This window comes from Hydrogenibacillus sp. N12, assembly GCF_019645935.1.
GTDB classification, from domain to species: Bacteria; Bacillota; Bacilli; order Thermicanales; family DSM-22653; genus Hydrogenibacillus; species Hydrogenibacillus schlegelii.
Window position 1 is genome coordinate 1607056 of sequence record NZ_CP080953.1, and the last position, 25930, is coordinate 1632985.

Below are 25930 nucleotides of genomic sequence, written 5' to 3' on the forward strand. Positions count from 1 at the left end.
CGACAGAGACATTTCTTTGAGATCAGTATACTGATAAAGGACTCACGGCGCAAGCGGCGGCAGAGGATGGGCGCGTTCGTACGCTTCGATGGCGGCAAGATATCGTTCGGTGACGCCGATGTCATCCTCTCCGGCGAGGAGCCGCCGGCGATGCTCCGGATGGATGCGGAAGGCGTAGGTCGTCCCGTCGTCGAGGGCCACGGTCTGGGCCGCCAGGTCGATCGTCACCCAGTATGGCCCGCCTTCCGCTCGGGCAAACAGCGCGTCGACGGCCTCGGCGGAAAGCTGCGCCGGGAGGAGGCTGTTTTTGACGGCGTTGTTGTAAAAGATATCGGCAAACGACGGCGCGAGCACGGCGCGAAAGCCGTAGTCCCGAAGGGCCCAGGCGGCGTGTTCCCGGGAGGAGCCGCTGCCGAAGTTTTCCCGGGCGAGAAGCACCGTCGCGCCCCGGTAGGCGGGGTCGTTTAAGACGAACGCCGGATCCGGCGTGCCGTCGGGGCGGAAGCGCCAGTGATAAAAAAGAAAATCGCCGAAGCCGGTCCGCTCGATTCGCTTCAAAAACTGCTTCGGGATGATCTGGTCGGTGTCGACGTTCGGCCGGTCAAGGGGGACGACGAGGCCCCGGTGAACGTCAAACGGTTGCACCGTGCTCACCTCCGACGGCAGAAAGAAGCGCCGCGTCTTCCTCCCAGTCGGCAAACCGGCCGAACAGGGCGGCGTAGGCGGCCATCGCCGGGCTCACGAGGTGCGTCCGGGCGCCGGCGCCTTGCCGCCCTTCGAAGTTTCGGTTCGACGTCGAGGCCACCCGGGCACCCGGCGGCGCGATGTCGGGGTTCATACCGAGGCACATGCTGCAGCCCGGCTCCCGCCACTCAAAGCCGGCCTGAAGGAACACTTCGTGCAGCCCCTCCGCCTCCGCCTGCCGCTTCACCGTCTTCGAGCCGGGGACGACGAGGGCCCGTTTCACCCGGGGGTGCACCCGCCGGCCGACCCGGCGGATGACGTCCGCCGCCGCCCGGAGGTCTTCCAGCCGGCCGTTCGTGCACGAACCGATGAAGACGTGGTCGATCTCGATGTCCCGGATCTTCGTGCCGGGCCGAAGGTCCATGTAGGCGAGGGCTCGCTCGACGCTCTTTCGCTCCGCCGGGTCGGCAAAGTCGTCCGGGTGCGGCACGACGCCATCGACCGGCGCCGCCATCCCCGGATGCGTCCCCCAGGTGACGACGGGCTTTAAGTCGCTCACGTCAAACGTCACTTCGGCGTCGTACTCGGCGTCGGGGTCCGAGGCAAGCGCCCGCCACCGGTGGACGGCGGCCTCCCACGCCGCTCCCTTCGGCGCGTACGGACGGCCTTTCAAATAGGCGAACGTCGTCTCGTCCGGTGCCACCAGCCCCGCCCGGGCGCCGGCCTCGATCGACATGTTGCAGAGGGTCATCCGCTCTTCCATCGTCATCGCCCGAACGACGTCTCCAGCGTATTCGAAGATGTAGCCGCGGCCGAAGGAGACGCCGAAGCGGGCGATGAGGCCGAGGACGATGTCTTTGGCCGTCACCGCCGGATGGCGCCGGCCGACGATGGTCACCTTCATCGTCCGGGGCGGCGCCTGCCAGAGGGTCTGGGTGGCGAGCACATGCTCGACTTCGCTCGTCCCGATGCCGAAGGCGAGGGCGCCGAAGGCGCCGTGGGTCGACGTGTGGGAATCCCCGCAGACAATCGTCATCCCCGGCTGGGTGAGGCCGAGCTCGGGGCCGATGATGTGGACGATCCCCCGCCGATCGCTGTCGAGGTCAAACAGCGGGATGCCGAAGGCGCGGCAGTTTTCCCGGAGGACGACGATCTGCTTCCGGGCGATCGGGTCGTCGATGGTGAACGGGTCGTCCGTCGGCACGTTGTGGTCGATCGTCGCGATCGTCCGGTCCGGGCGGCGAACCGTCCGTCCGGCGAGGCGGAGGCCTTCGAACGCCTGCGGGGAGGTCACCTCGTGGACGAGGTGGAGGTCGATGTAGAGGAGGTCCATGCCGCCCTCCCCCCGGGCGACGAGGTGGTCGGCCCATATTTTGTCGACGATCGTTCCGTGGCTCACGCGTACACCCCCTTCGATTTGAGACGGTGGGCGGCCCGCTCGATGACCGCCGCGCCGAACGCCTCGGTCCCGACGGTCCGGACGCCGGCGGGGGCGTCCGCGGGCGTAAGATCCGCCGTCCGGAAGCCGTCGGCGTAGACGTCGTCGACGGCGGCGACGATCGCCCGGGCGACGTCCGGAAGGCTGAGCGAAAGCTCGAACATCATCGCCACCGAAAGGATCATCCCCGTTGGGTTGGCGACGTCCCGGCCAGCGATGTCCGGCGCCGAACCGTGGACCGGCTCGTACAGGTGCGGTCCCGCCTCGCTCAGACTCGCCGAGGGGAGCAGCCCGAGCGAGCCGACAAGGGCGCCCCCCAGGTCCGAGAGGATGTCACCGAAGAGGTTTTCCGTGACGATGACGTCGAAAGCCCACGGCCGTTCGACGAGGGCCATCGCCATGGCGTCGACGAGGACGTGCCGCACCTCGACCGTCGGGTGGTCTTTCCGCACCCGCTCGACGACGTCCCGCCAGAGGCGGCTCGAGGCGAGGACGTTTGCTTTGTCGACGGAGGTGAGCCGGCCGCTTCTCCGTTCGGCGAGGCGGAAGGCGAGGCGGACGATCCGCTCGATCTCCCCCTCGGTGTAACGGAGGGTGTCGACCGCCTCCCGGCCTCGCCCCGTCTCGGTGATGCCCCGGGGCGTGCCGAAGTAAAGCCCGCCGGTGAGCTCCCGGACGATGAGGAGGTCGATGGGCCGGGCGTCTCGCAGGGGACTCCGGTCGAGGAGGGCCGGGATCGTCCGCACCGGTCGCAGGTTCGCGTAGGCATCGAGCGCCTTCCGGAGGGCGAGGAGTCCCGCCTCCGGCCGGCGCTCCGGCGGGAGATCGTCCCACTTCGGCCCGCCGACGGCGCCGAGGAGGACGGCGTTCGCTGCGAGGGCCGCCCGAAGCGTCGCCTCCGGCAGCGGTTCCCCGGCGGCGTCCACGGCGGCGCCGCCGATCGGGTATTCGAGAAGTTCGAGGCGGGCGCCGGCGATGTCCGAAAGCGTCTCGATGAGCGCCCGGGCGACGCCCATGACTTCCGGGCCGATGCCGTCGCCGGGGAGAAGGACGATCTTCCGGTTCATCCCGTGACCACTCCGGAGTCGGCGGCGCCAAGGGCAGCCGGCCGATCGTCCCCCGCCGCCGGGAGCCGGAGGGTGATCCGATTCAGCGCGTCAATATACGCCTTCGCCGAGGCGATGACGACGTCGTTGTCGACGCCGCGGCCGCGGCTCGTGAGCCCGTGAAAGCGGACCTTGACGTACACTTCCGCCAAGGCATCCGGGCCGCCGCTCGTCGACTGGATGCGGTAGTCTTCGAGGGCGACCGGCTGACCGACGGCCCGCTCGATCGCCTTGTAGACCGACTCGACGCTCCCCTCGCCGGTCGCCGACTCGGTCCGGACCTCGCCGGTCGGCAGGCGCAGGACGATCGTCGTCGTCGGGATGACGCCGGAACCGATGGCGCACTGAAGCGAAAGGAGCTCGTATTTTTCCGCCGGCGCCGCCATGTCGACGAAAAGCGCCAGGACGTCGTCGTCGGTGATTTCTTTTTTCTTCCCGGTAAGGGCCTTAAAGGCGGCAAACAACCGGTCGAGCTCGTCTTCCGACCGGACGGCGATGCCGAGCTCCTTGAGCTTTTCCCGGAAGGCGTGCCGGCCGGAGTGCTTTCCGAGGACAATCCGATTGGACGAAAGCCCGACCATCTCCGGCGACATGATCTCGTACGTCGCCGCATGCTTCAGAACGCCGTCCTGGTGGATGCCGGACTCGTGGGCGAAGGCGTTGGCGCCGACGATCGCCTTGTTCGGCGGGACGGGGATGCCGGTGAGCTTGCTCACGAGCTTGCTCACCCGGACGGTGTGCTCGGTCCGGATGCCGGTTTCGGCCCGGTAGTGATCCTGCCGGACCTTGAGCGCGAGGGCGATCTCTTCCAGGGCGGCGTTCCCGGCCCGCTCGCCGATGCCGTTGATCGTCCCTTCGATCTGGGTCACGCCGACCTGGATCGCCGCCAGGGAGTTGGCGACGGCCAGGCCGAGGTCGTCGTGGCAGTGAGCGGAGAGCTTCACCTTTTCGATGCCGGGGACCCGCTCGAGAATGTAGCGGAACATGGCCGCATATTCCTGCGGCTGGGTGTAGCCGACGGTGTCGGGGAGGTTGACGACCGTGGCGCCGGCGCGGATGACTTCGGTGACAATCCGGACGAGAAAATCCCAGTCGCTCCGGGTGGCGTCTTCCGCCGACCATTCGACGTCGGCGGTGTAGCGCTTCGCCCGCCGGACGCCTTCCACCGCCCGCTCGACGACTTCATCCGGCGTCAGGCGAAGCTTGTATTGCATGTGGATCGGACTCGTGGCGATGAAGACGTGGATGCGGGGCCCTGCGGCGTTTCGAATCGCCTCCCACGCCCGGTCGATGTCGCCGGGATGAGAGCGGGCCAGGGCGGCGATGCGCACGCCCCGGACGGTTTCGGCGATTTTTTGGACGGCCTGGAATTCGTCCGGCGACGAAGCGGGAAAGCCCGCTTCGATGATGTCGACGCCGAACTGCTCGAGGGCCCGGGCGATTTCCAGCTTTTCGTGCAGATGCAGGTTCACCCCGGCGGTCTGCTCGCCGTCCCGGAGCGTCGTGTCGAAAATCTCGATTCTCCGCATGGTCTCTCCCCACCCCGCTGCGTTTGGATCGCGAAGGCGTGCCTAAACGGCGCGATCCTCCGCGGAAAGCCGTGTCGGCCGTGCGGAACGCCGTGCCGACCGGAAGGCCGGATACGGCGGAGTCCGAAGCGCATGGCCCAAGGGGCGGCACACGCCGAGGCGGTCCGGCCATCGTCCTCGGTCAAAGCGGTCGGCGGCGCGATCGGCGCAAGGGCCGCCCGAGCGGTCGCCCAGGATCCAGGGGCCGCCTCAGCGGCCGCGGCGGATGAAGGGCATCTTTTCCCGGAGGCGCCGGCCGACCTCTTCGATCGGGTGGTTTTTCTCCCGCTCCCGGAGGGCGTTCATCATCGGCCGGCCGAGCTGGTTTTCGAGGATCCAGTCCCGGGCGAAGGCGCCGCTCTGGATGTCCTCGAGGATGCGGCGCATTTCCGCCCTCGTCTCTTCGTTGATGATCCGGGGACCGCTCCGGTAGTCGCCCCACTCGGCGGTGTCGGAGATGGAATGGCGCATCGCCGTGAGGCCGCCTTCGTACATGAGGTCGACGATGAGCTTGAGCTCATGGAGCACCTCAAAATAGGCAACCTCCGGCTGATAACCGGCGGCGACGAGCGTCTCGAAGCCGGCCTTGACGAGGGCGCTCGTGCCGCCGCAGAGGACCGCCTGTTCGCCGAAGAGGTCGGTTTCGGTTTCCTCTTTGAACGTCGTCTCGATGACCGCCGCCCGACCGGCGCCGATCGCCTTGACGTAGGCCATCGCCAGCGCCCGGGCCTGGCCGGTATGGTCCTGGTGCACGGCGAAAAGGGCCGGGACACCGGCGCCTTCGGTGTACGTCCGCCGGACAAGGTGCCCCGGCCCTTTCGGCGCCGCGAGAAAGACGTCGACGTCCGGCGGCGGATTGATCTGGCCGAAGTGGATGTTGAAGCCGTGGGCGAAGGCCAACGCCTGGCCCGGCCGGAGGTTCGGCAGCACCTCGTTCCGGTAGACTTCCGGCTGCCGTTCGTCCGGGAGGAGGAACATGACGATGTCGGCTCGCTTCACCGCCTCGGCGACGGGAAGGACGGTGAATCCGTCTTCTTCGGCCTTCTGCCACGACTTCCCGGGCCTTAAGCCGACGACGACGGCGATGCCGCTGTCCCGGAGGTTCTGGGCGTGGGCATGGCCCTGGGAGCCGTAACCGAGGATGGCGACGGTCTTCGACTGAAGCGGCGTGAGGTCGAGATCGGCGTCGAAGTAGAGGTTGGCCACGCTCGATGCTCCTTTCGCAGGTCGATGTGCTGAGGCAAATCCATCCAGCGGCGTCGTCAGGTCGACCCGGATGGACCGGGCAGGCCGTCGGCGCTGGCGACGCCGGCTTTCCTTCGCCGAGGCTTCGGTCGGCGCTCAGGCGCCGGTGGCGCTTTTCGCTTCGGCCTCGGCAGAGACGTCGAGCTCCCGGGCGAAGGCCGTCAGCCCCGTCCGGGCCAGCTCTTTGATGCCGTACGGCCGGAGGAGTTCGATCAGGGCGTCGATCTTTTCGCTGGAGCCGGTCACCTCGACGGTCACGCTCGCGCGGCCGACGTCGAGGATGCGGGCGCGAAACGGCTGGATGATGTGGTCGATCTCCGCCCGTTCGGCCATCGTGGCGTTCACGCGGATGAGGGCGAGCTCCCGGGCGACGACGGACCGGTGCGTGAGGTCGACGACCTTGATCACGTCGATCTGCTTGTTGAGCTGCTTTTTCACCTGCTCCGCCGCCTTCTCGTCCTCGACGTCGAGGACGATCGTCATGCGGGAGAGGCCGGGGCGCTCGCTTTTCCCGACGGTGATGGAGTCGATGTTGTACCCCCGCCGGAGGAAAAGGCCGCTGATGCGGTTTAAGACGCCCGCCTGGTCCCGAACGAGGAGGGAGAGAAGCTGCTTCACGGCGCGCCGACCTCCTTTCCGGCGATGCCGACGGTGCCCGGGCTCCGAATCGCTTCCGCCCCTTCCGGCGGCCGGTCTCCGACGATTTCGTCGAGGGCTTTCCCCGGCGGGATCATCGGAAAGACGTTTTCGCCGGGGGCGATGCGGCAGTCGATGAGGACCGGCTCGTCGTCGGCGAGGTGCCGCTCGAGGACGGCCCTGAGGTCCGCCTCGGTGGAGACGGCGTAACCGGGGATGCCGTACGCCTCGGCGAGCTTGACGTAGTCCGGCTGGAAGGGGAGAAGCGATTCGGAGTAGCGCTTTTCGTAGAAGAGCTCCTGCCACTGCCGGACCATGCCGAGGGCGAAGTTGTTCAGGATGATGATCTTGACGCCGAGGGCGTACTCCCGAAGGAGCGCGAGCTCCTGCATCGTCATCTGAAAACCGGCATCGCCGACGACGGCGAGGACCGTCTCGTCCCGGGCGGCGATCTTCGCCCCGATCGCCGCCGGAAAGCCGAAGCCCATCGCGCCGAGGCCGCCGGAGGTGACCCAGCGGTGGGGTTTTTGAAAACGGTAGTACTGGGCGGTCCACATCTGGTGCTGGCCGACGTCGGTGACGACGATCGCCTCACCGCGCGTAAGCTCGCTCAAAAGCTCGACGACCCGCTGGGGTTTAAGCTCGCCGGACGGGAGGTACCAGAGCGGCCGCTCCCGGGCGACCTGCCGAAGCGCCTCCCGCCACGCCGCGGCGTCCGGCGGCGCGATGTCGAGCTCCAAGAGGCGCCGGAGCGCCTCGCCGGCGTCGCCGACGATCGGGATCTCCGTCGGAACGATCTTGCCGATCTCCGCCGGATCGATGTCGATGTGGGCGATCCGGGCCTTCGGGGCGAAGCGGGCGGGATTGCCGGTCAGCCGGTCGTCGAAGCGGGCGCCGAAGTTGATCAGAAGGTCGCATTCCTGAAGCGCGTAGTTCGCCACCGCCGTCCCGTGCATGCCGCCCATGCCGAGATAAAGGGGATGGTTCGCCGGGATGGCGCCGATGCCGAGGAGCGTCGTGACGACGGGGATGCCGAGGCGCTCGGCGAAGGCGACGAGGGCATCGCCGGCCCGGGCGTGAAGGACGCCGGCGCCGGCGAGGATGAGCGGCCGGCGGGACCGGGCGATGGCGGCGGCGAGCTTTTGAAGCTGGAGGGCGTTCGGCACGACCGTCGGCTGGTAGCCGGGAAGATCAAGCGCCCGCGGCCGGACGTACGGCGCCGTGCGGGCGGTCACGTCTTTGGGCAGATCGATGAGCACCGGCCCCGGCCGGCCGGTGGTGGCGATGTGAAAGGCCTCCTTGACGATCCGCGGAAGGTCCTTCGGGTCCCGCACCTGGTAGTTGTACTTCGTCACGGGCATCGACATGCTGAAGATCGGCGCCTCCTGGAAGGCATCGGTGCCCATGACGTTGGTCCCCACCTGGCCGGCGATGACGACGACCGGGAGCGAGTCGATCATCGCGTCGGTCAGTCCGGTCATGATGTTCGTCGCGCCGGGACCAGAGGTGACCAGGACGACGCCGGGCCGACCGGTCACCCGGGCGTACCCTTCGGCGGCGTGGATCGCCCCCTGCTCATGGCGGGTGAGGATGTGGGCGATGCCCGCGTCGTACAGCGCGTCGTAGACGTTCAGCACGGCGCCGCCCGGGTAACCGAAGAGGACGTCGACGCCTTCGTCCTTGAGCGCCTGGACGAGGATCTCGGCGCCCGACATTTCGGATTGGGCCCCGGCGCCTTCCGGCTCGATCGGTTCGGTGGCCGTCTTCGCCATCGCCACGTCTCTCCTTTCCGGTCTCCTATCTTCGCGTCGTGAACGGGCCGTCGGTGTCTTTGTCTGGGGAGCGGCGACTTGCTGCCGCGGTCGACCGTTCTTGCCGGTTTCTCTCCACTCTCTTCTCCGGGTGTTTCTCTCGCTTGATTCTCCCCTCGTCCGCGCTTCGCCGGGGTTCCGGCCGTAAGGCCCGGCGATCGGGGCCTCAGCGGACTTTCATGATCCCGCCGGTGTTCGCAGACGTGACGAGGGCGGCGTAGCGGGCGAGGTAGCCTTTCGTCACCTTCGGCGGCGGCGGGACGAACGCCGAGCGGCGGGCGGCAAGGACGGCGTCGTCGACGAGGAGCGTGATCGTCCGGGCGTCGAGGTCGATGTCGATCCAGTCGCCGTCTTCGACGAGGGCGATCGGGCCCCCTTCCGCCGCCTCCGGGGAGATGTGGCCGACGGCAATGCCGCGGGTGGCGCCGGAGAAACGGCCGTCGGTGATGAGGGCGACCTTCGTGCCGAGCCCCCGGCCGACGATCGCCGACGTCGGGGCGAGCATCTCCGGCATGCCGGGGCCGCCCTTCGGTCCTTCGTAGCGGATGACGACGACGTGCCCTTCCTGAACCCGCCCCGAATGGATCCCCTCCAGCGCCTCGTCCTGAGAGTTGAACACGATCGCCCGACCCCGGAAGCGCCGGATCGACGGGTCGACGGCGCCGACCTTGATCACCGCCCCGTCCGGAGCGAGGTTGCCGAAGAGGATGGCGAGCCCTCCTCTCGGGCTGTAGGCCCGTTCGACGGGACGGATGACGTCCGGGTTCACGATCTCGGCGTCCGCCACCTCTTCGGCGATCGTCCGGCCGGTGATCGTCCGCCGGTCGCCGTGGACGGCGCCGACCTTGAGGAGCTCTTTGACGATCGCCCGGACGCCGCCGGCCCGGCCGACGTCTTCGATCGAATAGCGGGAGGCGGGGCTCACCTTCGCGAGGTACGGCACCCGATCGGCGACGGCGTTGATCCGCTTGAGGTCGTAGGGGATCTCCGCCTCGTTGGCGACGGCGAGGATGTGGAGGACGGTGTTCGTCGAGCCGCCCATCGCCATGTCCAGGGCGAAGGCGTCGTCGATCGCCTCCGGCGTGATGATGTCCCGGGGCCGAACGTCCTCCCGGATGAGGCGCATGAGCGCCTGCACCGCCTGGCGGATGAGGGCCCGGCGGCCTTCGGTGTCGGTGGCGAGGACCGTGCCGTTCCCGAAGGGGGCCATGCCGAGGATCTCGAGGATCGTATTCATCGAGTTGGCGGTGAACATGCCGGAACAAGAGCCGCAGGACGGACAGGCGTGCTGCTCGAGGTCGTTGAGTTCCTCTTCGGTGATCTTCCCCGCATGGTAGCTGCCGACGGCCTCGAAGACGTCGACGAGGGAGAGGTTTTCGCCGGTCTTCGACTTGCCGGCCTCCATCGGACCGCCGGTGACGAACACCGACGGGACGTTGGTTCGGACGGCGGCCATGAGCATGCCGGGGGTGATTTTGTCGCAGTTCGGGATGTAAAAGACGCCGTCGAACCAGTGGGCGTTGATCACCGTCTCGGCGCTGTCGGCGATGAGCTCCCGGCTGGGAAGGGAGTACCGCATGCCGATGTGGCCCATCGCGATGCCGTCGTCGACGCCGATCGTGTTGAACTCGAACGGGATGCCGCCGGCGGCGCGGATCTCTTCTTTGACGATGGCGGCAAACTCCCGGAGATGGACATGACCGGGGATGATGTCGATGTACGAGTTCGCGACGCCGATGAACGGTTTGTCGAGGTCCTGGGGGCGGACGACGCCGGTGGCGTAGAGGAGGCTCCGGTGCGGCGCCCGATCGATCCCCTTTTTGATCATATCGCTCCGCACGCCATCACCTTCGTTTCGCACTTTGGCCGAACGGTCGGGCTCGGAGTCACAGACGACGGGCCGTCAGTGGCTTTGGCCCGGACGGTTGCACGGGTTGAACGGCCGGTCGGAAGGCCGAAAGGCCCTCCACCCTCGCCGCCCGTCGGAAAGCCGTCGGAAAACCGGACGGTGCCTCAGCCGACGCGGTCTTCGACCGCCGGGGAGATCTTCGTGCCGTCGGTCACCGCCAGGCGCCGGAACGCCTCAAGGAGGCGAAGGGTCATCGCGCCGGGGCGACCGTTGCCGATCGTGCGGCCGTCGACGGCGACGACGGGGACGATCTCCGCCGCCGTGCCGGTGAGGAAAACTTCGTCGGCGGTGTAGACATCGTGGAGGGTCAGGACGTCCTCCCGGACGGGGATGCCGTCTTCCGCGGCGATCTCCATGACCGCCTGACGGGTGATGCCCTTCAGAATGCCGACGTACGGCGGCGGCGTGATGAGCGTGCCGTCTTTCACGATGAAAATGTTTTCGCCGGTCGCTTCGGTGACGTAGCCGTCGGCGTTCAGCATGAGGCCTTCGTCGGCGCCGGCATTTTTCGCCTCGAGCTTGGCGAGGATGTTGTTCAGGTAGTTGAGCGATTTGATGGCCGGCGAGAGAACATCGCTCCGGTTCCGGCGGGTGCTTACGGTCACCAGGCGGATGCCCCGTTCATACAATTCTTTCGGATAGAGCGCCAGCGACTCGGCGATGACGATGACGTTGGCCCGGGAACAGCGGGCCGGATCGAGCCCGAGGTCGCCGGCGCCGCGGCTTACGACGATGCGGATGTAGGCCGAATGCAGCCGGTTTTTTCGGAGCGTCTCGAGGACGATCTCCTCCATCTCCGCCGGAGGATACGGGATCTCGAGCAGGATCGCCTTCGCGGAGTCGTACAGCCGGTCGATGTGGGGCTTCAGACGAAAAACGTTCCCGTCGTAGGCGCGGATGCCCTCGAAGACGCCGTCGCCATAGAGAAGGCCGTGATCGTACACCGAGACGACGGCCGCCTCCTTCGGGACGAAGGCGCCGTTGAGAAAGATCAGCTGACCCGGATTCACGGCGATGCCTCCTTTGCTTCCCCCGCGCCCCGGCCCCGCCAAAAGCCCGAGCGGCGCCGCATCACCGGGCCGGCCGCACCACGCCGCCCGCCGCTTAACGTCGTCCGCCGTTCGGCGCTTTAAAGCCGGTGCCCTTCCGGCATCCCCGGTGCGCCTAAAGAAAAAAGCCCCGGAAAGCCTGCGACGTTCGGCAGAACTTTCCGCCGGGGCTTTTATCCCCACGGTGTACGGCCCGCCGGGCCGCCGGAATCGCTCGGTCCAGACCCGCCGCACGCCGTTTGCCCGCCCGAGGGGCCGGCCCGTCGAGACCGACCCTGAAAAGCGGTCCTGAAAGACTTTCGCAAACGCCGCCCGGCGGCGGAACCCTAGATTCCCTTCTGCACCTTGCGATCGGTCGCTTTGCGGTTGTCCGGTCGCCGAGGGGGGAGGGGTGTTTGTCGAATATTCTAATGCCGCCGGCCTGGAAAAGCAACTCCCATCCGCCTTTGATTTTCATGTTTTTCAAGCACTCGAAAAACCGGAAACCGCTTTCATTCACATGGAAACTGGGGTTCATCCGTTTTTGACAAATTTGTGACAAGACGGGCCAAAAAAGCGCCCGGGGGTCCGTCCGGCGAGCGGCGGATCCACCGGGCGCAAAAACCCTTCAGGCGGTGCGCTCCGTCGGGCGGCGCGGTCGAGGTTCTTAACCCTCCGGCCGATCCGCCGAAAGACGGGCAGTCCCGTCCGGCAAGGCGCCGGACTTTCCCGGGTGAAGCGATGGCGCCTTCGTCAACGGGCTCGGCCCGGCGAAGCGACGGTCGTGCCCGAAGCGGCAATCGATCCGCCGCTCACGGCGGCCGGACCTTACGGGCGAAACGGCCGGAACGCTTCCCGATCGTTCCAAAGGCGATCGAATTCCCGGGCCATGTGCCGGACGGCCTCCGGGTCGGACAGGAGGACGACGATCTCGTCGTTCTGCGTGCTGGCGGCCTTCGTAAAGTTGAACGAACCGACGGAGGCCCGCCGGCCGTCGGCGATGGCGAGCTTGAGGTGCATGAGGCCGCTGTGTTCGTTCACCTTGACCGGGATGCCGTCGGAAAGAAGCGCCCGGACGGCGGCGTTCTGGGCTTTTCCCTGCACCTGTTCGGCATCGGTGATGACGCGAACGGCGACGCCGCGGGCCTTCGCCCGTCTGATCGCCTGGACGATGCCGTCGTGGGTGAGCGAGTAGACGGCCACATCGAGCGTCTTTTCCGCTCCGTCGATGAGGCCGATCACCGCCCGCTCCGGATGCTCTCCGGCCCGAGTAAAATAGACGCCGTCTGCCTTCGGCAAAAACGCCGGCACCGCCGGCGCCGAGGCGATGCCGGCGAGATAGGAAAAAATCGCCACGACGGCGCCCAGGGCGACGCCGAGGCCGCGCCGCCGGGCGCCGGAGGAACGCTTTCTGGCCACCTGGCTCGCTCCTTCGTCTCGTTGTGTGGGCGCTTGTTCGATGAGCCCGTGTCTGTGCGCTTGTTCGACGCCGTCCTGCCCGTCTCCATCCCTGGGGCCTGCTTTTCGTCCGGGCCGGCTGCGCGGGCCTCGTTCGAACGGGTCGGAGCGCGGCTCAGCCTTTTTCATGCAGCATCCTTCAGGCAAGAACGCTCCCCGAAGCGCTTCGCATCCCCGAACGGCCGCCTCCGATCAGGGAAGATCGCCGATCTCCCAAACCGTCCAGGCGGCGGCGTAGTCTTCCGGCGTGTTCACGTTCATGAAGGCCCGGAGGAGCGTCGGCTCGTCGACGGCGAAAAAGTCCGCTCCGACGACGGCGTGCCGGAGCGTCGCGGCCGCCCGGACGACCGACCGTTCGCCGGCGGCGAGGCGCGCCGAAAGCTTCGGCCCGGCCGCGCGGGCGTAGGCGGCAAAGAGGGGATGCAGCCGCCCGCCGGCGCGCGGAAGGAGCGCCTCCACGTCCCGCCGGATCACTTCCGCCGCGAGCTTCACCCCGAACGCCGGCGGGGCGAGCGGCAGGTCGACGGCGACGGCCAGGACGACCGGGGCGCGGGCCGCCTCGAGGCAGGCGACGAGGCCGGCGAGCGGGCCGCCGTCGGGGAGGGGATCGACGACGAGCGGAACGCCGAGATGTCGAAACGGCTTCGGGTCCCGGACCGAAAGAAAAAGTTCCGGAAATGCCGCCCCAAACCGCTCGATCAGCCGCTCGATCGCCGGTCGGCCCCCGAACGGCAAAAACGCCTTGTCCCGCCCCATCCGGCTCGATCGACCTCCGGCGAGGATGCACGCCGCCCGCCCGCTCCCGGCCGGCTCCCGGTTCGCCATCGCCCTCCCCCTTTCGCCGGTGGCCATTATAGCACAAAACGACGGGCGAGGACCGCCCGTCGTCGCATTTCGGAGACCGGAACCGCTGACGCCTTTCGGATACCTGACGCCCTTCGGATATACCTGACGCCCTTCGGATACCGGCGCCCATCGGGTCGGAAACGGCGCCGTCCTCAGGACGGTTGCCTCTCTAGGCCGAACGTCCGGCGGAGCGTCCCCTTGTCGATTTTCGCGACGTGTGTCAGCGACAAGGCATCGACCGTCGGAAAGGCATCCGGAAGTCATCGAGAACCGACGTTCCCGGGACAGCCGGGGTCCGCCGGGATATCGGCCTGCTCACCGGCGGCGTTCGCCCCGGCGGCGTTCGCCCCGACAAGAGGCTCCGGCGGGACTCCCCATTCCGGCGCGAAGCTCGGCCAGCGAATAAAACGTCCCGCGCCAGGTGATCCCGCCGCGCCAGGCGGTCAAGGCGATCGCCCGGAGAAAGATCGCATTGAACCCGATGGCCGTAAGCGGCAGGAACGGGACGTCTTGGAGGACCGCCTTTCGGCGCTCCGCCGAAAGCGGAGCCACGACGCGAACGTACAGGGCGATCATTGCCGCGAGGGAAAAGGCATACCCTGCCCGGGCCCATCCTTCTGTGATCCATACGGCGACGAAGGGCCAGAGAAAAAAGAGCGCCTGGCCCAAGAGGGCCGCCGCGGCGAACGCGTACCGGTAGCCGACGCCGGCCAGCGCGTTTTTTTCCAGCCCGACCGCGGCGGCCCGAAGCGACGGATACCACTCGACGGAAAGAAGGGCCGCGCCGCCGGCGAACGCCTGGCGGAACCCCGCCGCCCGGAGGCGCCGGCCGAGGGCGAGATCGTCGTCGGGCCGAAGGGCGATCGCCGCATGGCCGCCGACGGCTTCATAAGCGCTTCGGCGAACGAGATTGAACGCCCCGACGCCGGCTCCGCGATGCTTCCGTTCCGGATCGCCGGCCCACCACAGTCGCTCGAGAATCATAAATGAAAACATAAAGTAGCGGCTGAAACGCCGCACCGCCCCCTGGCGAGCGACAAGCCGGGGGGTGAGCGCCAGATGGTCGAGGCGCCGGGCGCGCATGAAACGAACGGCCGTCCGGAGCGCTTCCTCCTGAAAATGCACGTCGGCATCGGTAAAGAGGAGGAGCGAGCCTCGGGCCTCCGCCGCCCCCCCGGCGAGGGCGTGGTTTTTCCCCAGCCAGCCGGGCGGAAGCGCGTCGATGCGGATGAGGCGCACCGGCGGCGCGGCCGCCCCAAGCTCCGCGGCCACCGCCGCGGCGACGGCGCTTGTCCCGTCGGTCGACCGATCGTCGACGACGATCACCTCGTACGCCGGATACGCCTGCCCAAGAAGCGTCGGAAGCGCCTGCCGAAGCGTCTCCGCTTCGTTCCGGGCGGCAACGACGACGGAGACGAACGGAAGCTCCGGATCCGGTGCGTCGCCCGTCTGCCGCCCGTCGCCGGCCTCTCGCTCACAGGGGGGAAGCAGGTGGGGAAAGCGTCGCCGTCCCCGCCACCCGTCCCAAAGGACGAACGCCCAGAAGGCGGCGACCAAGGCGGCAAGAAACATCCCGCACTCCTTTCTCCGTTGGGCCGGCCTACATCGCCGCAGCCGACCGCGTCGTTCGGCCGGCCCACCTCGCCGGCCCGGCCCTTTCACCTCTCCGGGCCGGTTCTTTTCGTTCCCACCGGATCGGTCGATCCGGGCCAGGGGACGTCGGCGCCTCAAGACGTCAGTCCTTATACGGATCCATCACATCCGGCCCCGCCATGACGACGACGATCGGCCGAAGCGTATGCAGGATTTCGATCGTATCGCCCTGGGCGGCCAGGACGTCCGAAAGCCGGCGGTACACCTGCGGCGCTTCGTCGACGTCGCCGCCGCGGAGGATGATGCCCCGCTCTTTGAGCCAGCTTTCCATCATCGCCCGGGTGATCTTTCCGGGTACGGCTTTTCGGCGCTTCCCGCCCGGCCGGCCCCGAGCTTCGGTCCGGCTCATCAACCGGCCGGCGCCGTGTACCGTCGAAAAAAGCGCCTGCTCCTGCAGCCGTCGCACCATCGGATCGTCCGTCACCTTTCCTTGGGCGATGACGGCGATGTCGCCCATGCTCCCGCCGATAAAGCTGAGCTGACCCGGAAAGGCCGGCGTCGCGCCTTTCCGCACCACGATGAGCTCCCGGCCGCCGTGGATTTCCTTCCAGGCGAAGTTGTGGTGGTTGTGGACAAGCTGGACCTCCCGAGCGCCGAGAAGCGAGACGACCTTGCGGGCCACCCACTCCCGGCCGGCATAGGCGTAAGCGCCGGCGAGGTGCATGAGCGCCCAGTAGCGCTCGCCGAGGTCGCTCCCCAGGTCGAGAAGCGCTTCCGTCTCCCGGACCCGCTCCCCCCAGCGGGCGCCGCTCGCGAGCGCCATGAAGCCGGAGGCGATGGCAAAGCCCAGGCCGCGGGAACCGAAGTGGACGCCGACCCAGACCCGGTCTTCTTCGTCGGCAAAAAGATCGACGTAGTGGTTGCCGCCGCCGACCGTGCCGAGCTGTTCCCGCGCCTTTTCCCTGAGGGCTTCTCGGGCGCTCCGGTCGGCCGGAATGGCGTCCCAGGCCGGATCGGAAAAAAGCGGATGATCGACCGGCGCATCAGGCGCCCGGTTCGTCCGCCCGAGCCCGAAGGAGATCGTTTCGGCGATCGTATCGGCGATCTCATCGAGATGCGGCGCGATGGACGGAAGCGCAAGATCCGTCCGGATCGCCGCGTTGCCGCAGGCGATGTCGAACCCGACGCCGGCCACCGACACCTTGCCGTCGTAGGCGGCGACGCCGCCGATCGGCATGATGTAGCCGACGTGCCCGTCGGCCATGAGGGCGGCCCGTTCGGCCCGGGCGGCGACGTCGCGGAATTGTTCGAGCGTCGCCTCGTCATGGCGCCCGAAGACGACGGCATTCGCCCGGACCGTCCGAACAAGCGCCTCCCCCGCCGCACCGTTCGTCACTGCCGGCATGGGCGTCCCTCCTTCCGCCTGACAAACTTCAAAACGTGGGTCGAAGCCAGACGTTCATGAACTGATGGTCGAAGATACGAGAAAAGCGCGGGTCATCCCCGCGCCCCTGAGGCGTATGTATGGTGGATCCTGAGGGACTCGAACCCCCGGCCTCTACCATGTCAAGGTAGCGCTCTAACCAGCTGAGCTAAGGATCCACATGGTGCGGTGGGCGAGACTCGAACTCGCACGCCTTTCGGCACTACCCCCTCAAGATAGCGTGTCTGCCAATTCCACCACCACCGCATCGGCTGCCCGACCTTCCGTCGAGCGAGACGCATTTTATCCTAGCGTCTCCTTTTGCTTTTGTCAAGCCCTCAGCATCGGGTAAGTTTTTCACTTCCTTTTCGCTTCCCGTGCTGAGAAGCCACGCCGGTCAAGCAAACGGAAGAAATAAAACCGAATGGTCGGAACGGCGGGACTTGAACCCGCGACCTCACCCACCCCAAGGGTGCGCGCTACCATCTGCGCTACGTCCCGACGGCATCAGCTCGGTGCAGCGACAAGTCTAAGTATACCTCCCCGGGCGGAGGACGTCAAGACGATATTGATATATTTATTGCGCTATCTTGGATGTGCCGGCCGATGGGGCGGTCGGTGCGCCGGCAAATGCTCCGGTAGATGCTCCAGTCGATGCGCCGGCGGGCGGTCAGCGTCCGGCATCGGCGATGCCGGACGGCGCAATCCGGCTTCGGCCGATGAGCCGCGCCACTCCTGCGCGGGTGGCCGTCGTCAGACGGACGTCGAGAGCGGCGCCGAAAGCGTTGAGCCATCCCCCCTCGCCCATGACCGGCGCTTCGGAGCCTGCGGCCGCTTCGGAAGACCCGTCCATCCCCCTGCGCTCCGAATCCCCGGAGCGAAAAGCGCCGGCCGCGCGGCGGGCGGGGGGCTCGTTCGATCCCGCGGCCTCTCCCGCCGACTCCAGACGGATGCCGGGAGCGTCGGACCGGTCGGCGGTCGGTTCGGACCCGTAATCCTTGGGCTCGCCGAAAATGGGACGGCCGTCTTCCACCCGCAGGATCACCTGTTTCCGTCCGGTCGGCGGCGGCTCCACGCTTTTTCCCGGGGGAGCGGACTCAGACGGCAGGGCGGCGGGGCGGGAAGGGGAATTTCCCGCCCCCGGTGCCGGCGTTCCGGCGGCCATCATGCCGAGCACCGCGCCGAAGGCGATGAGCCCGACGGCGGTCAGGATTCGGCCGGCGGCCCGCCGAACCGCGCCTCTCATCGCGTTTCCCCTCCGCCGGCACGGGTGTCCGGCGGTGCGGACACCGGCTGCGCCTCGAGAATGTATTCGGCGACGACTTCCGCCAGCACGCGGGCCGAACGAATCGCCTCTTCCGGCGTGTTTTCCTGGCCTCCGATCTCGACCGTGAGGGCGTTTTCCGCCAGCGACTGGTTGTATTCGCCGTTGTACCAGCGATTTTTTTCATGCACGATCATCGGACGGACGAGGCCCGGTTTTTTGGCCTCCAGGCGCCGCGCCAGCGCTTCCGCGAGGGCTTTGTTCTTTTCCCAGTGGGGGTTTCCCTTGCCGATGACGAACAGGATGCGGGCGAAAGTCGTCCCGTCGATCGTCGCCGTCGTCGCCTTGCGCGGCATGGCATCCCGATGCAGATCGAACAGGTAGCGAATGTCCGGATGTCGGGCCATCGCGGCGAGAGCGACCGTTTTCGATTTTTCATAGGACGCACTGTAAGGCAGGCCGTCTTTTTGCAGAAGCGCGTAGATGTCGGTCGTTTCGTGATAGACGGGGATGCCGGCCGCCTCCAGGGCTTCGGCAAACGCCCGGCCGACGGCGGTGATGTTCATCTCCGCGTCCATGGCGTCTTTTCGACCTTTCGCTTCGGTGACGGAAAGCCACGACTCCCGATTGTGGGTGTGATAGATGTAGACCGACGGCCGCGCGGAAAAAAGGAGCGGCCGCGCGCTCATCCGGGGCGCCTCCGGCGGCAGCGCGCTGGACAGAAAGACCGGCCGCGCCGCTTCCGGCCGTTCGACGGGAAGGCGACCCGCCGCGGTGAAAGGAAAGGCGACGGAAGAAGAACCCGACCCCTTCGCGGAAGGGGAGGCATCCGAAGGGACGGGAGCCGGATCGGTCCCGTCAGGCGACCCCGAGCCTCCTTCCGGCGACCGTGCGCCGGATTCGTCCGGCAGGCGTTCGGCGCTCCCCGGGACCTGCTCGGGAAGCGGCGGCCATCCCCCTGTCTCTGCCGAGCGCCCTTCCGGCTTCGGAGAAGCCGGCGCGCCGGCGCGAGAAGCGGCATCACCGGCGCCGGAGAAAAAAGCCAACAGCCGGGAGACGAGCCAGAACCGCTCCGGATCCTTTGCGTCCGGAGCCGACGCCAACCCGGCCGTCGGGGCGACAGGGTTAACCCGAGCCGGCACCAGGGTCGATTCGACTTTCCGCATCAGGGCTTGTCCGCTCTCCTTAAGAGCGCGCTCGGCGTCGCGCAGAGCTTGTCCGGCGCCAAGCGAGCCGAAACCGGCGGGATCGCGTGCTCCGCGTTCGGCGATGATTTTGGCACTTAAGAGGACGACGAGGAGCATGAGGAGCGCGGTCCAAAACGGTGGCGTGGTCAGACGACGCGACATCGGCGTTCCCTCCCTGCCTCTACGCTATGACCGACAGCAGGGAAGTAGAACCGAACCGCAACGTCTAGCCCAATATCCCGTTCCGCCCGTTCGCCGAGTTTGCCGGACGAACCGCAACCCGCCCGGCCTTCAGTGGGTGTAGTGCGCGACGTTTTCCCGGTCGATTCGTCCGTGAAGCGCCCGGTTCAGGCCGACGGCGAGAAACTGACCGAGGTCGTCGATGTACGCGTCCACATCTTTCGGCGTGACGATCCAGTTCATGCCGAGGGGCTCGAGCACTTCCCGAAGCAGCGCCTGTTTTTCTTCATCGGTCAGCGTGCCGAGAAGGCCGAAGAACACCTTTCGGGCCGGCTCCGGAGGAAGATCCGCCTCGGTGAACCGGGGCGGCCGGTCGTACAGGGGCGCCCCCGGCGGCACAAGCCTCTCTCGGGCTTTCGGCCGCGATGCCTCGTGAAGCTGCCGGCCGAGATGCTTGGTCAGAAGATCGATCGCCTCGCCGGCGATCGTCGACGCTTCGACGACCGTCGGCACGCCGATGGCGATCACCGGCACGCCGAGGGTTTCCCGGGAAAGGGGCCGGCGCTTGTTTCCGATTCCGGAGCCGGGCTGGATGCCGGCGTCACTCATCTGCACCGTCGTGTACAGCCGGGCGAGCGAACGGGCGGCCAGGGCGTCGACGACGATGACCGCCGCGACGTCGATGGCGCCGACGACCGCTGCGACGATGTCTCCCGTCTCGACCCCCGTCGTCCCCATCACGCCCGGGGCAAGGGCGGCGACGGAGCGCACGCCGTCTTCCACGAGATCCGGCTCGTGTTGAAACAAATGCCGCGTCACCCGCACCCGTTCGGCGACGATGGGCCCGAGGGCATCCGGCGTGACCTGCCGGTTGCCAAGGCCGACGACGAGCACCGGATCCTCGTCCCCGAGGCCGATCTCTTTGAAAAACCGAGCCAGCCCCCGGCTGAAGAGATCCGCCGCTTCGCTCCGGTACGCCGCCTCTCCGGTGAGGAGCTCGGGCAGCTCAAAGGTGACGTACTTTCCCACCGGCTTCCCGAGGGCCCGGGCGGCCACATCGCTTACGATCTCCAGGCGGACGACCCGCATCCGGCCGCCGAACGCCTCCTCGGTCTCCTTGCGGAGGCCCGCCTCGACGTCCGACGCCGCCGCCTTCGGCGCCGTCTCGGCGCCGACCGCGCCCGTCCGACCGAACAGCGCCTCATGGGCCTCCAGCGCGAGGTCCGTCCGTCCGTAAACCGGCACGACCGCCGCCGCATCCGACCGATCGCTTTGCCGCACCCTTCGTGCCCCTTTCCGTCGTTTGAAGGTTCCACTGAAGGTCCCTTTCCGCTCCGTCTGGCGTTAGTCTGTCGAGCGGGCGACGTTTCATGCACCTTCCGATCCGTTGCAGAAAAACCCACATCATGATAGAATGACGGGTGTTGTCTCGCACGCGGGACACAGGCCACCGGGCGCCCGGCGGCCGTCCGGTCGGAAGAGGAGGTGAACACCCGCATGGCCAATACCAAGTCGGCGATCAAACGGATCAAGAAAAACGAAAAACGCCGGCTCCGGAACCTCGCCATCCGGAAAACGGTCCGCATTGCGGTCAAGCGCGTCGAGCGGGCCCTCAAAGGGCAGTCCGTCGAGGAAGCGCTGGCCCAGTACAACGAAGCGGCCAAGGCGCTGGAAAAGGCGGCGTCGAAAGGGGCCATCCACCGCAACAAGGCGGCGCGGAAAAAGTCGCGGCTGATGAAAAAAATCAACGAGCTGAAAAAGGCGCTGGCGGCCACAGGCGGTTCGGAAGGCGCGGAAAACAACGCGTAACCCGCTCTAAGCCGGGCCAGACGGCGTCGGAAAGCCAAAAAAAAACGACCTCGAAGGAGGTCGTTTTTTTTGGCTTCGACCCGGCGAAGCGGCGCCCGGCGAACCGCCGGCGTCCGGTCGGCCGGATCCGGACCCGCCGGCATCCGATCATGCGGGCAGGAAAAAAGCGAGAACCGCCCGCTCCACCGCCGACTCCCTCGGGACGGCGCCCGTTTTCAGCCCCCGATCGATCCACGCCAATTCGCGAAAAATCGCCTTTAGGCGTTCCGGGGCGACGCGGGCCGACCGGCGCCGGGCCATCTTCACGGCAAACGGATGGACGCCGAGAGTCGCCGCCAGCGCCTCCGGAGCCTCGGCCGCCTCTCGAGCGATGAGCATGAGTCGCACCTGCTGAAGCATGAGCCCGATCAGCCGGAGCGGCTCTTCGTCTCCCTTCAGCCGGGCGAGGATCGCCCGGGCCTGCTCTCCTTCTCCGGCCATGAGGGCGTCGATGAGCCGGAAGGCGTCGCCTTCGGGCGCTTCGCTCAAAAGCCACCCTTCCGCCTCCTCGTCCGGTGGCGCGCCGGTCGCCTCGGTGTAAAGGAGCCACTTTTCCAGCTCCAGAGTCGCCGCCGCCGGTTCCTCCGGCAGCCGGGCGACGAGCGCTTCGAGCCGCCCCGGGGGCAGCGAAAGGCCCCGGGCCCGGAGTGCCTCCTGCACCTGCCTCAGCCGCTCGTCCGCCGTCGGCGCCGACACCGTTTCGATCGTCACCAGCGCTTTCAGCCGCTCGACGACCTTCAACCGACCGTCGAGGCCGTCGGCCGGCACCGTGAGGACGAGGGCCCGGCCGGCAAGCGGCGTCCCTCCGCCGGTCGGCGCCGCTCCGGCTTCGCCCGCCGCGGCCAGGTCGGCGAGAAACCGCTCGAGGCGCTCCCGCTCTCCTTCGACGGCCTTCCCACCCCGCCGACTGCCGCCCCGGGCCGTAAGAAAGTGCACCCGCCGCCCGACGACGACCGTCGGCCCGCCGAACAGCGTCCCCAGTTCGAACGCCTCCAGCGCCCGCTCGATCCCTTCCGCCTCGACGTCGATGGGAAGGACGGCCACCGTTGGATCGGCGTCCGGCGGAAGGAGCTTCTGAACGAGCGCCTTTTCCCGTTGCAAGAGCGCACCTTCGTCGGCGCCGACAAGGACGTACACCGGCAGGCGTCCTCCGCCGGTCATCCCGCCCTGCCCCTTGCGGCGTCGCATGTCGTCCCCTCCGCCGACATCTTAGCAGAAGGCCGGACAAAAGGAAAGCAGGCCGCGGGCCGGCCTGCCGACAACGCTTCACATCTATCTCAACGCTTAAAGGGACCGGCCCGGGTCCGGCCTTTAAGCGGGAAGCGTTGTGCCGTCCATAGGGTATACCCGACGGCCATGTTTTGTGCATGAAAGAGGGTGGCGCCGTTTTGGCCTACGGCAACGCCGATGCCGTCGACTCCACCGGGCGGTCGGGGTTTGAAAAATCGACCGTGTACCGGCGCCCCCCGACTTCGAACAGAAGGCGGCGACCGTCCCACCGAACCCGGCCGATGCTCCCCTCCGGCAGGGTCATCCGGTATCGCGTCTTTCCGTCGTCGCCGACGACGACGAGCGTCGTCGTCGTGAAGCGGGCGATCAGGGCCCTGTCCGGAGTGGCGGTTTCCCCGAAGCTTCCCGAGGGGCGCACGGCCGAACCCGGCGCCTTCTCCACCGCCTCGAGGCGAACGGTCGGATGGAAAGCATCGGGCGCTGCACCGTCCCGTTCTTCGCCCGGCGGCCCCTTCCCAGCACCGGCGCCGGCCGTTCTCCCGAGCCGGTCGTCGGCGCCGGCGTTTGGAACCGGACCGACGCTCCCCGCCGCGCCGGCGTTCGAGGCCAAACCGACGTTCCCTGCAGCGACGTTCGAAGTCAATCCGCCACTTCCCGCCGCGCCGGCGCTTGGGGCCTCGCCTTCCGCCGTCCCCCGTCCGTCGGAATGAACCGATCTCCCGGCGGCCTCCTTTTGTAGGGTTTTCCCAACGGAAGGAGCGCCCAAACCCGCCGCATCCAAAGCCCGGGCGGACGGCACCCCGAAGTCCGGTGCCGGAAGCGCACCTGGTCCGGCCCGGATGCCCGAAGCCTCGATCTCAGGATCTCCGACCGCTTTGGGCGTAAGATCGCCGGTTGCCTCCGCGTGATCCTCCGGCACCGATGCGGCCGCAGCGAGCGCCGACGCCCGAGCGGCCTCCCGGTCCTCCGCCCCCGGACCGCCGGTGCTCCGACCGCCGCCTTCCGGCGCGCCCCACAGCCCCGCTCCCCACGCGAAGCCGACCACCGCCGCCGCGACCGCTCCGCCGGCAAACAGGCGCCGCAGACGGCGACGGCGGTGCCGCTTGCGGGCCGCCCGGTCTTCCAGGATGCGTGGCCAGATCCGGTCCACCGCCGACGCCGGCATCGGCACCTCGGGCAGGTCCCGAAGGGGCTCGTGGAGCGCCTCCAGGGCCGCCTTCGTCCTCCGGCACTCGGTGCAGACGACGAGATGCGTCGTCACGATCTCCGCTTCCGCCGGCGTCAGGGTCCCATCCAGCCCGGCGACGAGAAGCGGTTCGACGTCCCGGCAAAGCGCCATGCCCCTCCTCCTTCCGGCCCCGAATCCGTCCGTTCCGACGGCCGATCCGCACGGCGGCCGACCTGCGCGGCGAACCGCCGGCGGGCCGATCCGCCCGGAGCGACGACCGGCCCTCATCCGCCCGTCCAAAGCGGCCGAAGCACCTCTTTCAGCCGCAGGCGGGCCCGGTGCACATGCGACTTGACGGTACCCACCGGAACGGCGAGCGCCTCGGCGATCTCCTCGTACGACCAGCCGTCCCAGAGCCTGAGGAGGAGCGGCACCCGGTGATGGGGCGGAAGCCGCCGCAGCGCTTCGGAGAGCGCCGCCGCCGCCTCTCGGGCGAGAACCTCCGCCTCGACGTCCGCCGAGGCATCCCGCACCCCCTCCCAGGCCGCTTCCGCTTCCTCCGGCCGGTTCGCCCGCCCCCGCAACCGGTCCAGGCAGACGTTCGTCACAATCCGGACGGCCCACGTCTCAAACGCCGATTCGCCTCTAAATTCAGACAATCTGAGGTACACGCGAAGAAGCGCCTCCTGCGTCGCGTCAAGGGCCTCTTCCGGATGGCCGAGAAAGTAATAGGCCCGCCGATACAGCGGTTTTTCGACCGTTTTTAAAAGATCATACAGCGCATCCTCGTCCCCCAGCCGGGCCCGCCGGATGAGCTCGGCCGAAACCTTTCCGGAGCCGTCCCGTTTTCCGAACTCCTCCATCTCGCCGACCCCTCTCGCCCCGCTTGACGTGCACAAACGCCGCCGGTTGCACCTCCAGTTATGTATATCTTACAGCATCGTTTCGGAAAAGGCAAATTTTATCGCTCCTTTTTTCGGCCTTCCGAAGCCGGTATAATCGGAGTAAGTTCCCCCGAGGAGGCCTTTCGATGCCTATTTTTGCGTTTTTTCTGCTGCTTCTCCTTTTGCCGTTTCTCGCCGTCACCCTCTTCTTTCAGGTGACCGCCTTTTCCTTCACGAAGCTCGGCCTGACCCCGATCGGCGCGACGACGCTCCTTACCCTCTCCGTCGTCGGCAGCATGATCAACCTGCCGGTCAGCCGCCGGCGGACGGTTGTCTACCGGCCGGAAGCTCCGCCGTTTTTTTCCCGGTACTTTTTTTATTACCCGCCGCAGGTGGATGAACAGATCATCGCCGTCAACGTCGGCGGTGCCGTCATCCCCCTCCTCTTCAGCCTCTACCTCCTTCTCACCCGGGCGCCGCTTCTTCCGACCCTCATCGGCGCCGCCGTCGTCACCGCCGTCGCCAAGGCCCTCGCCCGGCCCGTCCCGGGCGTCGGAATCGCTCTTCCAGCCTTCATCCCGCCGCTCGTCGCCGCCGCCGTCGCCCTCCTACTCGACCGAGACCACGCCGCGGCCATCGCCTACGTCTCCGGCGTCCTCGGCACGCTGATCGGCGCCGACCTCTTAAACCTCCACCGCCTCCGGGACATCGGCGGCCATATCCTGAGCATCGGCGGCGCCGGCGTCTTCGACGGCATCTTCCTCACGAGCATCATCGCCGCCTTTCTCGCTTAAACGGCGCGACAAAACCGAGACGACCGATCCACCGCACGACAAAGCCGGCGCGAACAATCCAAACCGCCCGGACGAGGGCCGGGCGGTTTTGTCATGCCCGCCGACGACGGCCGAAGGTCCAAAAACAAGCGCAAAAAGCGCCCTTTCCGCCGCTTTTTGCGCGCAGCCGTTCGCTCACCGGCCGAGAATCAGCCGTCCGTGTTCGATCTTGATGCAGCGGTTCGTCACCACGTCGAGCCCGCCGGCCGTCGCGATGCGGACCGTCTCATCGTTGTGGACCCCGAGCTGAAGCCAGAGCGCCCGTGCCCCGATCGCCACCGCCTGCTCCGCGATCGGCGGCGTCTCCTCGCTCCGACGGAAGACATCGACGATGTCCACCGGCCCGTCGATCGCCTGAAGATGGGGCACCGCCGGGATGCCGAGCCACGCCTCGAGTCGCGGGTTGACCGGGATCACCTCATAGCCGTGATCCTTCAGGTAAAGCGCCACCCGGTAGCTGTCCCGCTCCGGCTTATCGGAGATGCCGACGACGGCGATCCTCCGCGCCGACCGGAGAAGCGCCTCGATCTCTCCGTCTTCCTGAAGCCACCGGCCGACCCGTGCCGCTTCCGATTCCGTTTGGTTCATAAC

Annotated in this window: 23 protein-coding genes and 3 tRNA genes; 3 read left to right on the top strand and 23 right to left on the bottom strand. The window is 67.6% G+C overall.

Translation table 11 applies throughout. The features are described 5' to 3' along the window. Positions 1-42 precede the first annotated feature (42 nt). From leuD to ilvE, 9 genes are all read right to left on the bottom strand, one after another. On the bottom strand, positions 43-645 hold the full coding sequence (gene leuD / locus K2M58_RS07555; protein WP_220678850.1) for a 3-isopropylmalate dehydratase small subunit: 603 nt from the start codon (positions 643-645) through the stop codon (positions 43-45). Further along, the gene (leuC, locus tag K2M58_RS07560; RefSeq protein WP_220677057.1) at positions 632-2083 is read right to left on the bottom strand and encodes a 3-isopropylmalate dehydratase large subunit; all 1452 of its coding nucleotides are present in this window, start codon (positions 2081-2083) and stop codon (positions 632-634) included. Before leuC ends, leuD begins: the two co-directional genes overlap by 14 nt. Further along, positions 2080-3189, bottom strand: a complete 1110-nt coding sequence (leuB, locus tag K2M58_RS07565; protein ID WP_220677058.1) for a 3-isopropylmalate dehydrogenase — start codon at positions 3187-3189, stop codon at positions 2080-2082. The genes leuC and leuB overlap by 4 nt, the downstream gene beginning before the upstream one ends. Beyond that, a complete protein-coding gene (locus K2M58_RS07570) occupies positions 3186-4757 on the bottom strand; it encodes a 2-isopropylmalate synthase (RefSeq protein WP_220677059.1) in 1572 nt (523 codons plus the stop codon). The genes leuB and K2M58_RS07570 overlap by 4 nt, the downstream gene beginning before the upstream one ends. A gap of 249 nt (positions 4758-5006) precedes the next feature. After that, a complete protein-coding gene (gene ilvC, locus K2M58_RS07575; RefSeq protein WP_220677060.1) occupies positions 5007-6002 on the bottom strand; it encodes a ketol-acid reductoisomerase in 996 nt (331 codons plus the stop codon). A gap of 135 nt (positions 6003-6137) precedes the next feature. Then, positions 6138-6659 carry an acetolactate synthase small subunit gene (gene ilvN / locus K2M58_RS07580; protein WP_066197314.1) on the bottom strand — a complete coding sequence of 174 codons (522 nt, stop codon included), beginning with the start codon at positions 6657-6659 and terminating at the stop codon, positions 6138-6140. Beyond that, a complete protein-coding gene (gene ilvB / locus K2M58_RS07585) occupies positions 6656-8449 on the bottom strand; it encodes a biosynthetic-type acetolactate synthase large subunit (protein WP_220677061.1) in 1794 nt (597 codons plus the stop codon). Before ilvB ends, ilvN begins: the two co-directional genes overlap by 4 nt. Before the next feature lie 205 nt (positions 8450-8654). Continuing rightward, positions 8655-10328 (bottom strand): dihydroxy-acid dehydratase, encoded by a 1674-nt coding sequence (gene ilvD, locus K2M58_RS07590; RefSeq protein WP_220677062.1) that lies wholly within the window; start codon positions 10326-10328, stop codon positions 8655-8657. 173 nt (positions 10329-10501) lie between these two features. Beyond that, positions 10502-11407, bottom strand: a complete 906-nt coding sequence (gene ilvE, locus K2M58_RS07595; RefSeq protein ID WP_220677063.1) for a branched-chain-amino-acid transaminase — start codon at positions 11405-11407, stop codon at positions 10502-10504. A gap of 430 nt (positions 11408-11837) precedes the next feature. Here ilvE and K2M58_RS07600 point away from each other — a divergent pair, with 430 nt between their 5' ends. Next, on the top strand, positions 11838-11984 hold the full coding sequence (locus tag K2M58_RS07600; protein WP_220677064.1) for a hypothetical protein: 147 nt from the start codon (positions 11838-11840) through the stop codon (positions 11982-11984). Between the two features lie 269 nt (positions 11985-12253). Here the strand turns inward: K2M58_RS07600 and K2M58_RS07605 are convergent, their stop codons facing one another. The 10 genes from K2M58_RS07605 to gpr form a co-directional block, all read right to left on the bottom strand. Beyond that, on the bottom strand, positions 12254-12844 hold the full coding sequence (locus K2M58_RS07605) for a phospholipase D-like domain-containing protein (protein ID WP_220677065.1): 591 nt from the start codon (positions 12842-12844) through the stop codon (positions 12254-12256). 231 nt (positions 12845-13075) lie between these two features. Further along, positions 13076-13708: a molybdenum cofactor guanylyltransferase gene (locus K2M58_RS07610; RefSeq protein WP_220677066.1), complete on the bottom strand. Its 633-nt coding sequence runs from the start codon at positions 13706-13708 to the stop codon at positions 13076-13078. A gap of 336 nt (positions 13709-14044) precedes the next feature. Then, a complete protein-coding gene (locus tag K2M58_RS07615) occupies positions 14045-15301 on the bottom strand; it encodes a glycosyltransferase family 2 protein (protein ID WP_220677067.1) in 1257 nt (418 codons plus the stop codon). A gap of 163 nt (positions 15302-15464) precedes the next feature. Further along, positions 15465-16727, bottom strand: a complete 1263-nt coding sequence (locus K2M58_RS07620) for an RtcB family protein (RefSeq protein WP_220677068.1) — start codon at positions 16725-16727, stop codon at positions 15465-15467. Between the two features lie 120 nt (positions 16728-16847). Next, positions 16848-16924 (bottom strand) — tRNA-Val (locus tag K2M58_RS07625). 3 nt (positions 16925-16927) lie between these two features. After that, positions 16928-17012 (bottom strand) — tRNA-Leu (locus tag K2M58_RS07630). 158 nt (positions 17013-17170) lie between these two features. Further along, positions 17171-17246 (bottom strand) — tRNA-Pro (locus tag K2M58_RS07635). Positions 17247-17415: 169 nt separating this feature from the next. Beyond that, positions 17416-17991: a hypothetical protein gene (locus tag K2M58_RS07640; RefSeq protein ID WP_220677069.1), complete on the bottom strand. Its 576-nt coding sequence runs from the start codon at positions 17989-17991 to the stop codon at positions 17416-17418. Next, positions 17988-18698 carry a stage II sporulation protein P gene (locus K2M58_RS07645; protein WP_220677070.1) on the bottom strand — a complete coding sequence of 237 codons (711 nt, stop codon included), beginning with the start codon at positions 18696-18698 and terminating at the stop codon, positions 17988-17990. The genes K2M58_RS07640 and K2M58_RS07645 overlap by 4 nt, the downstream gene beginning before the upstream one ends. Before the next feature lie 789 nt (positions 18699-19487). After that, positions 19488-20657, bottom strand: a complete 1170-nt coding sequence (gpr, locus tag K2M58_RS07650; protein ID WP_220677071.1) for a GPR endopeptidase — start codon at positions 20655-20657, stop codon at positions 19488-19490. Between the two features lie 204 nt (positions 20658-20861). Here gpr and rpsT point away from each other — a divergent pair, with 204 nt between their 5' ends. Then, complete coding sequence (rpsT, locus tag K2M58_RS07655) at positions 20862-21185, top strand: 30S ribosomal protein S20 (RefSeq protein ID WP_322787507.1); 324 nt, start codon at positions 20862-20864, stop codon at positions 21183-21185. A gap of 147 nt (positions 21186-21332) precedes the next feature. On the opposite strand, the gene holA is transcribed toward rpsT, so the two are convergent. The 3 genes from holA to K2M58_RS07670 form a co-directional block, all read right to left on the bottom strand. After that, positions 21333-22412: a DNA polymerase III subunit delta gene (holA, locus tag K2M58_RS07660; protein WP_220677072.1), complete on the bottom strand. Its 1080-nt coding sequence runs from the start codon at positions 22410-22412 to the stop codon at positions 21333-21335. A gap of 205 nt (positions 22413-22617) precedes the next feature. Further along, complete coding sequence (locus tag K2M58_RS07665; protein ID WP_220677073.1) at positions 22618-23793, bottom strand: anti-sigma factor family protein; 1176 nt, start codon at positions 23791-23793, stop codon at positions 22618-22620. A gap of 113 nt (positions 23794-23906) precedes the next feature. After that, positions 23907-24485 carry an RNA polymerase sigma factor gene (locus K2M58_RS07670; protein WP_220677074.1) on the bottom strand — a complete coding sequence of 193 codons (579 nt, stop codon included), beginning with the start codon at positions 24483-24485 and terminating at the stop codon, positions 23907-23909. Positions 24486-24652: 167 nt separating this feature from the next. Between K2M58_RS07670 and K2M58_RS07675 the strand changes: the two genes are divergently transcribed. Next, on the top strand, positions 24653-25300 hold the full coding sequence (locus K2M58_RS07675) for a DUF1614 domain-containing protein (protein WP_220677075.1): 648 nt from the start codon (positions 24653-24655) through the stop codon (positions 25298-25300). A 174-nt stretch (positions 25301-25474) separates the two neighbouring features. Here K2M58_RS07675 and K2M58_RS07680 read toward each other — a convergent pair whose 3' ends face one another. Continuing rightward, positions 25475-25927, bottom strand: coding sequence for a CoA-binding protein (locus K2M58_RS07680; RefSeq protein WP_220677076.1), 453 nt, complete (start codon positions 25925-25927; stop codon positions 25475-25477). Positions 25928-25930: the final 3 nt, after the last annotated feature.

Bases quoted from the DNA above. Each gene is read 5' to 3' on its own strand.
- leuB (WP_220677058.1), bottom strand. From the start codon at position 3,189: ATGAACCGGAAGATCGTCCTTCTCCCCGGCGACGGCATCGGCCCGGAA.
- K2M58_RS07570 (WP_220677059.1), bottom strand. From the start codon at position 4,757: ATGCGGAGAATCGAGATTTTCGACACGACGCTCCGGGACGGCGAGCAG.
- ilvB (WP_220677061.1), bottom strand. From the start codon at position 8,449: ATGGCGAAGACGGCCACCGAACCGATCGAGCCGGAAGGCGCCGGGGCC.
- K2M58_RS07610 (WP_220677066.1), bottom strand. From the start codon at position 13,708: ATGGCGAACCGGGAGCCGGCCGGGAGCGGGCGGGCGGCGTGCATCCTC.
- K2M58_RS07615 (WP_220677067.1), bottom strand. From the start codon at position 15,301: ATGTTTCTTGCCGCCTTGGTCGCCGCCTTCTGGGCGTTCGTCCTTTGG.
- K2M58_RS07620 (WP_220677068.1), bottom strand. From the start codon at position 16,727: ATGCCGGCAGTGACGAACGGTGCGGCGGGGGAGGCGCTTGTTCGGACG.
- K2M58_RS07640 (WP_220677069.1), bottom strand. From the start codon at position 17,991: ATGAGAGGCGCGGTTCGGCGGGCCGCCGGCCGAATCCTGACCGCCGTC.
- K2M58_RS07645 (WP_220677070.1), bottom strand. From the start codon at position 18,698: ATGAGCGCGCGGCCGCTCCTTTTTTCCGCGCGGCCGTCGGTCTACATC.
- holA (WP_220677072.1), bottom strand. From the start codon at position 22,412: ATGCGACGCCGCAAGGGGCAGGGCGGGATGACCGGCGGAGGACGCCTG.
- K2M58_RS07665 (WP_220677073.1), bottom strand. From the start codon at position 23,793: ATGGCGCTTTGCCGGGACGTCGAACCGCTTCTCGTCGCCGGGCTGGAT.
- K2M58_RS07670 (WP_220677074.1), bottom strand. From the start codon at position 24,485: ATGGAGGAGTTCGGAAAACGGGACGGCTCCGGAAAGGTTTCGGCCGAG.
- K2M58_RS07675 (WP_220677075.1), top strand. From the start codon at position 24,653: ATGCCTATTTTTGCGTTTTTTCTGCTGCTTCTCCTTTTGCCGTTTCTC.
- K2M58_RS07680 (WP_220677076.1), bottom strand. From the start codon at position 25,927: ATGAACCAAACGGAATCGGAAGCGGCACGGGTCGGCCGGTGGCTTCAG.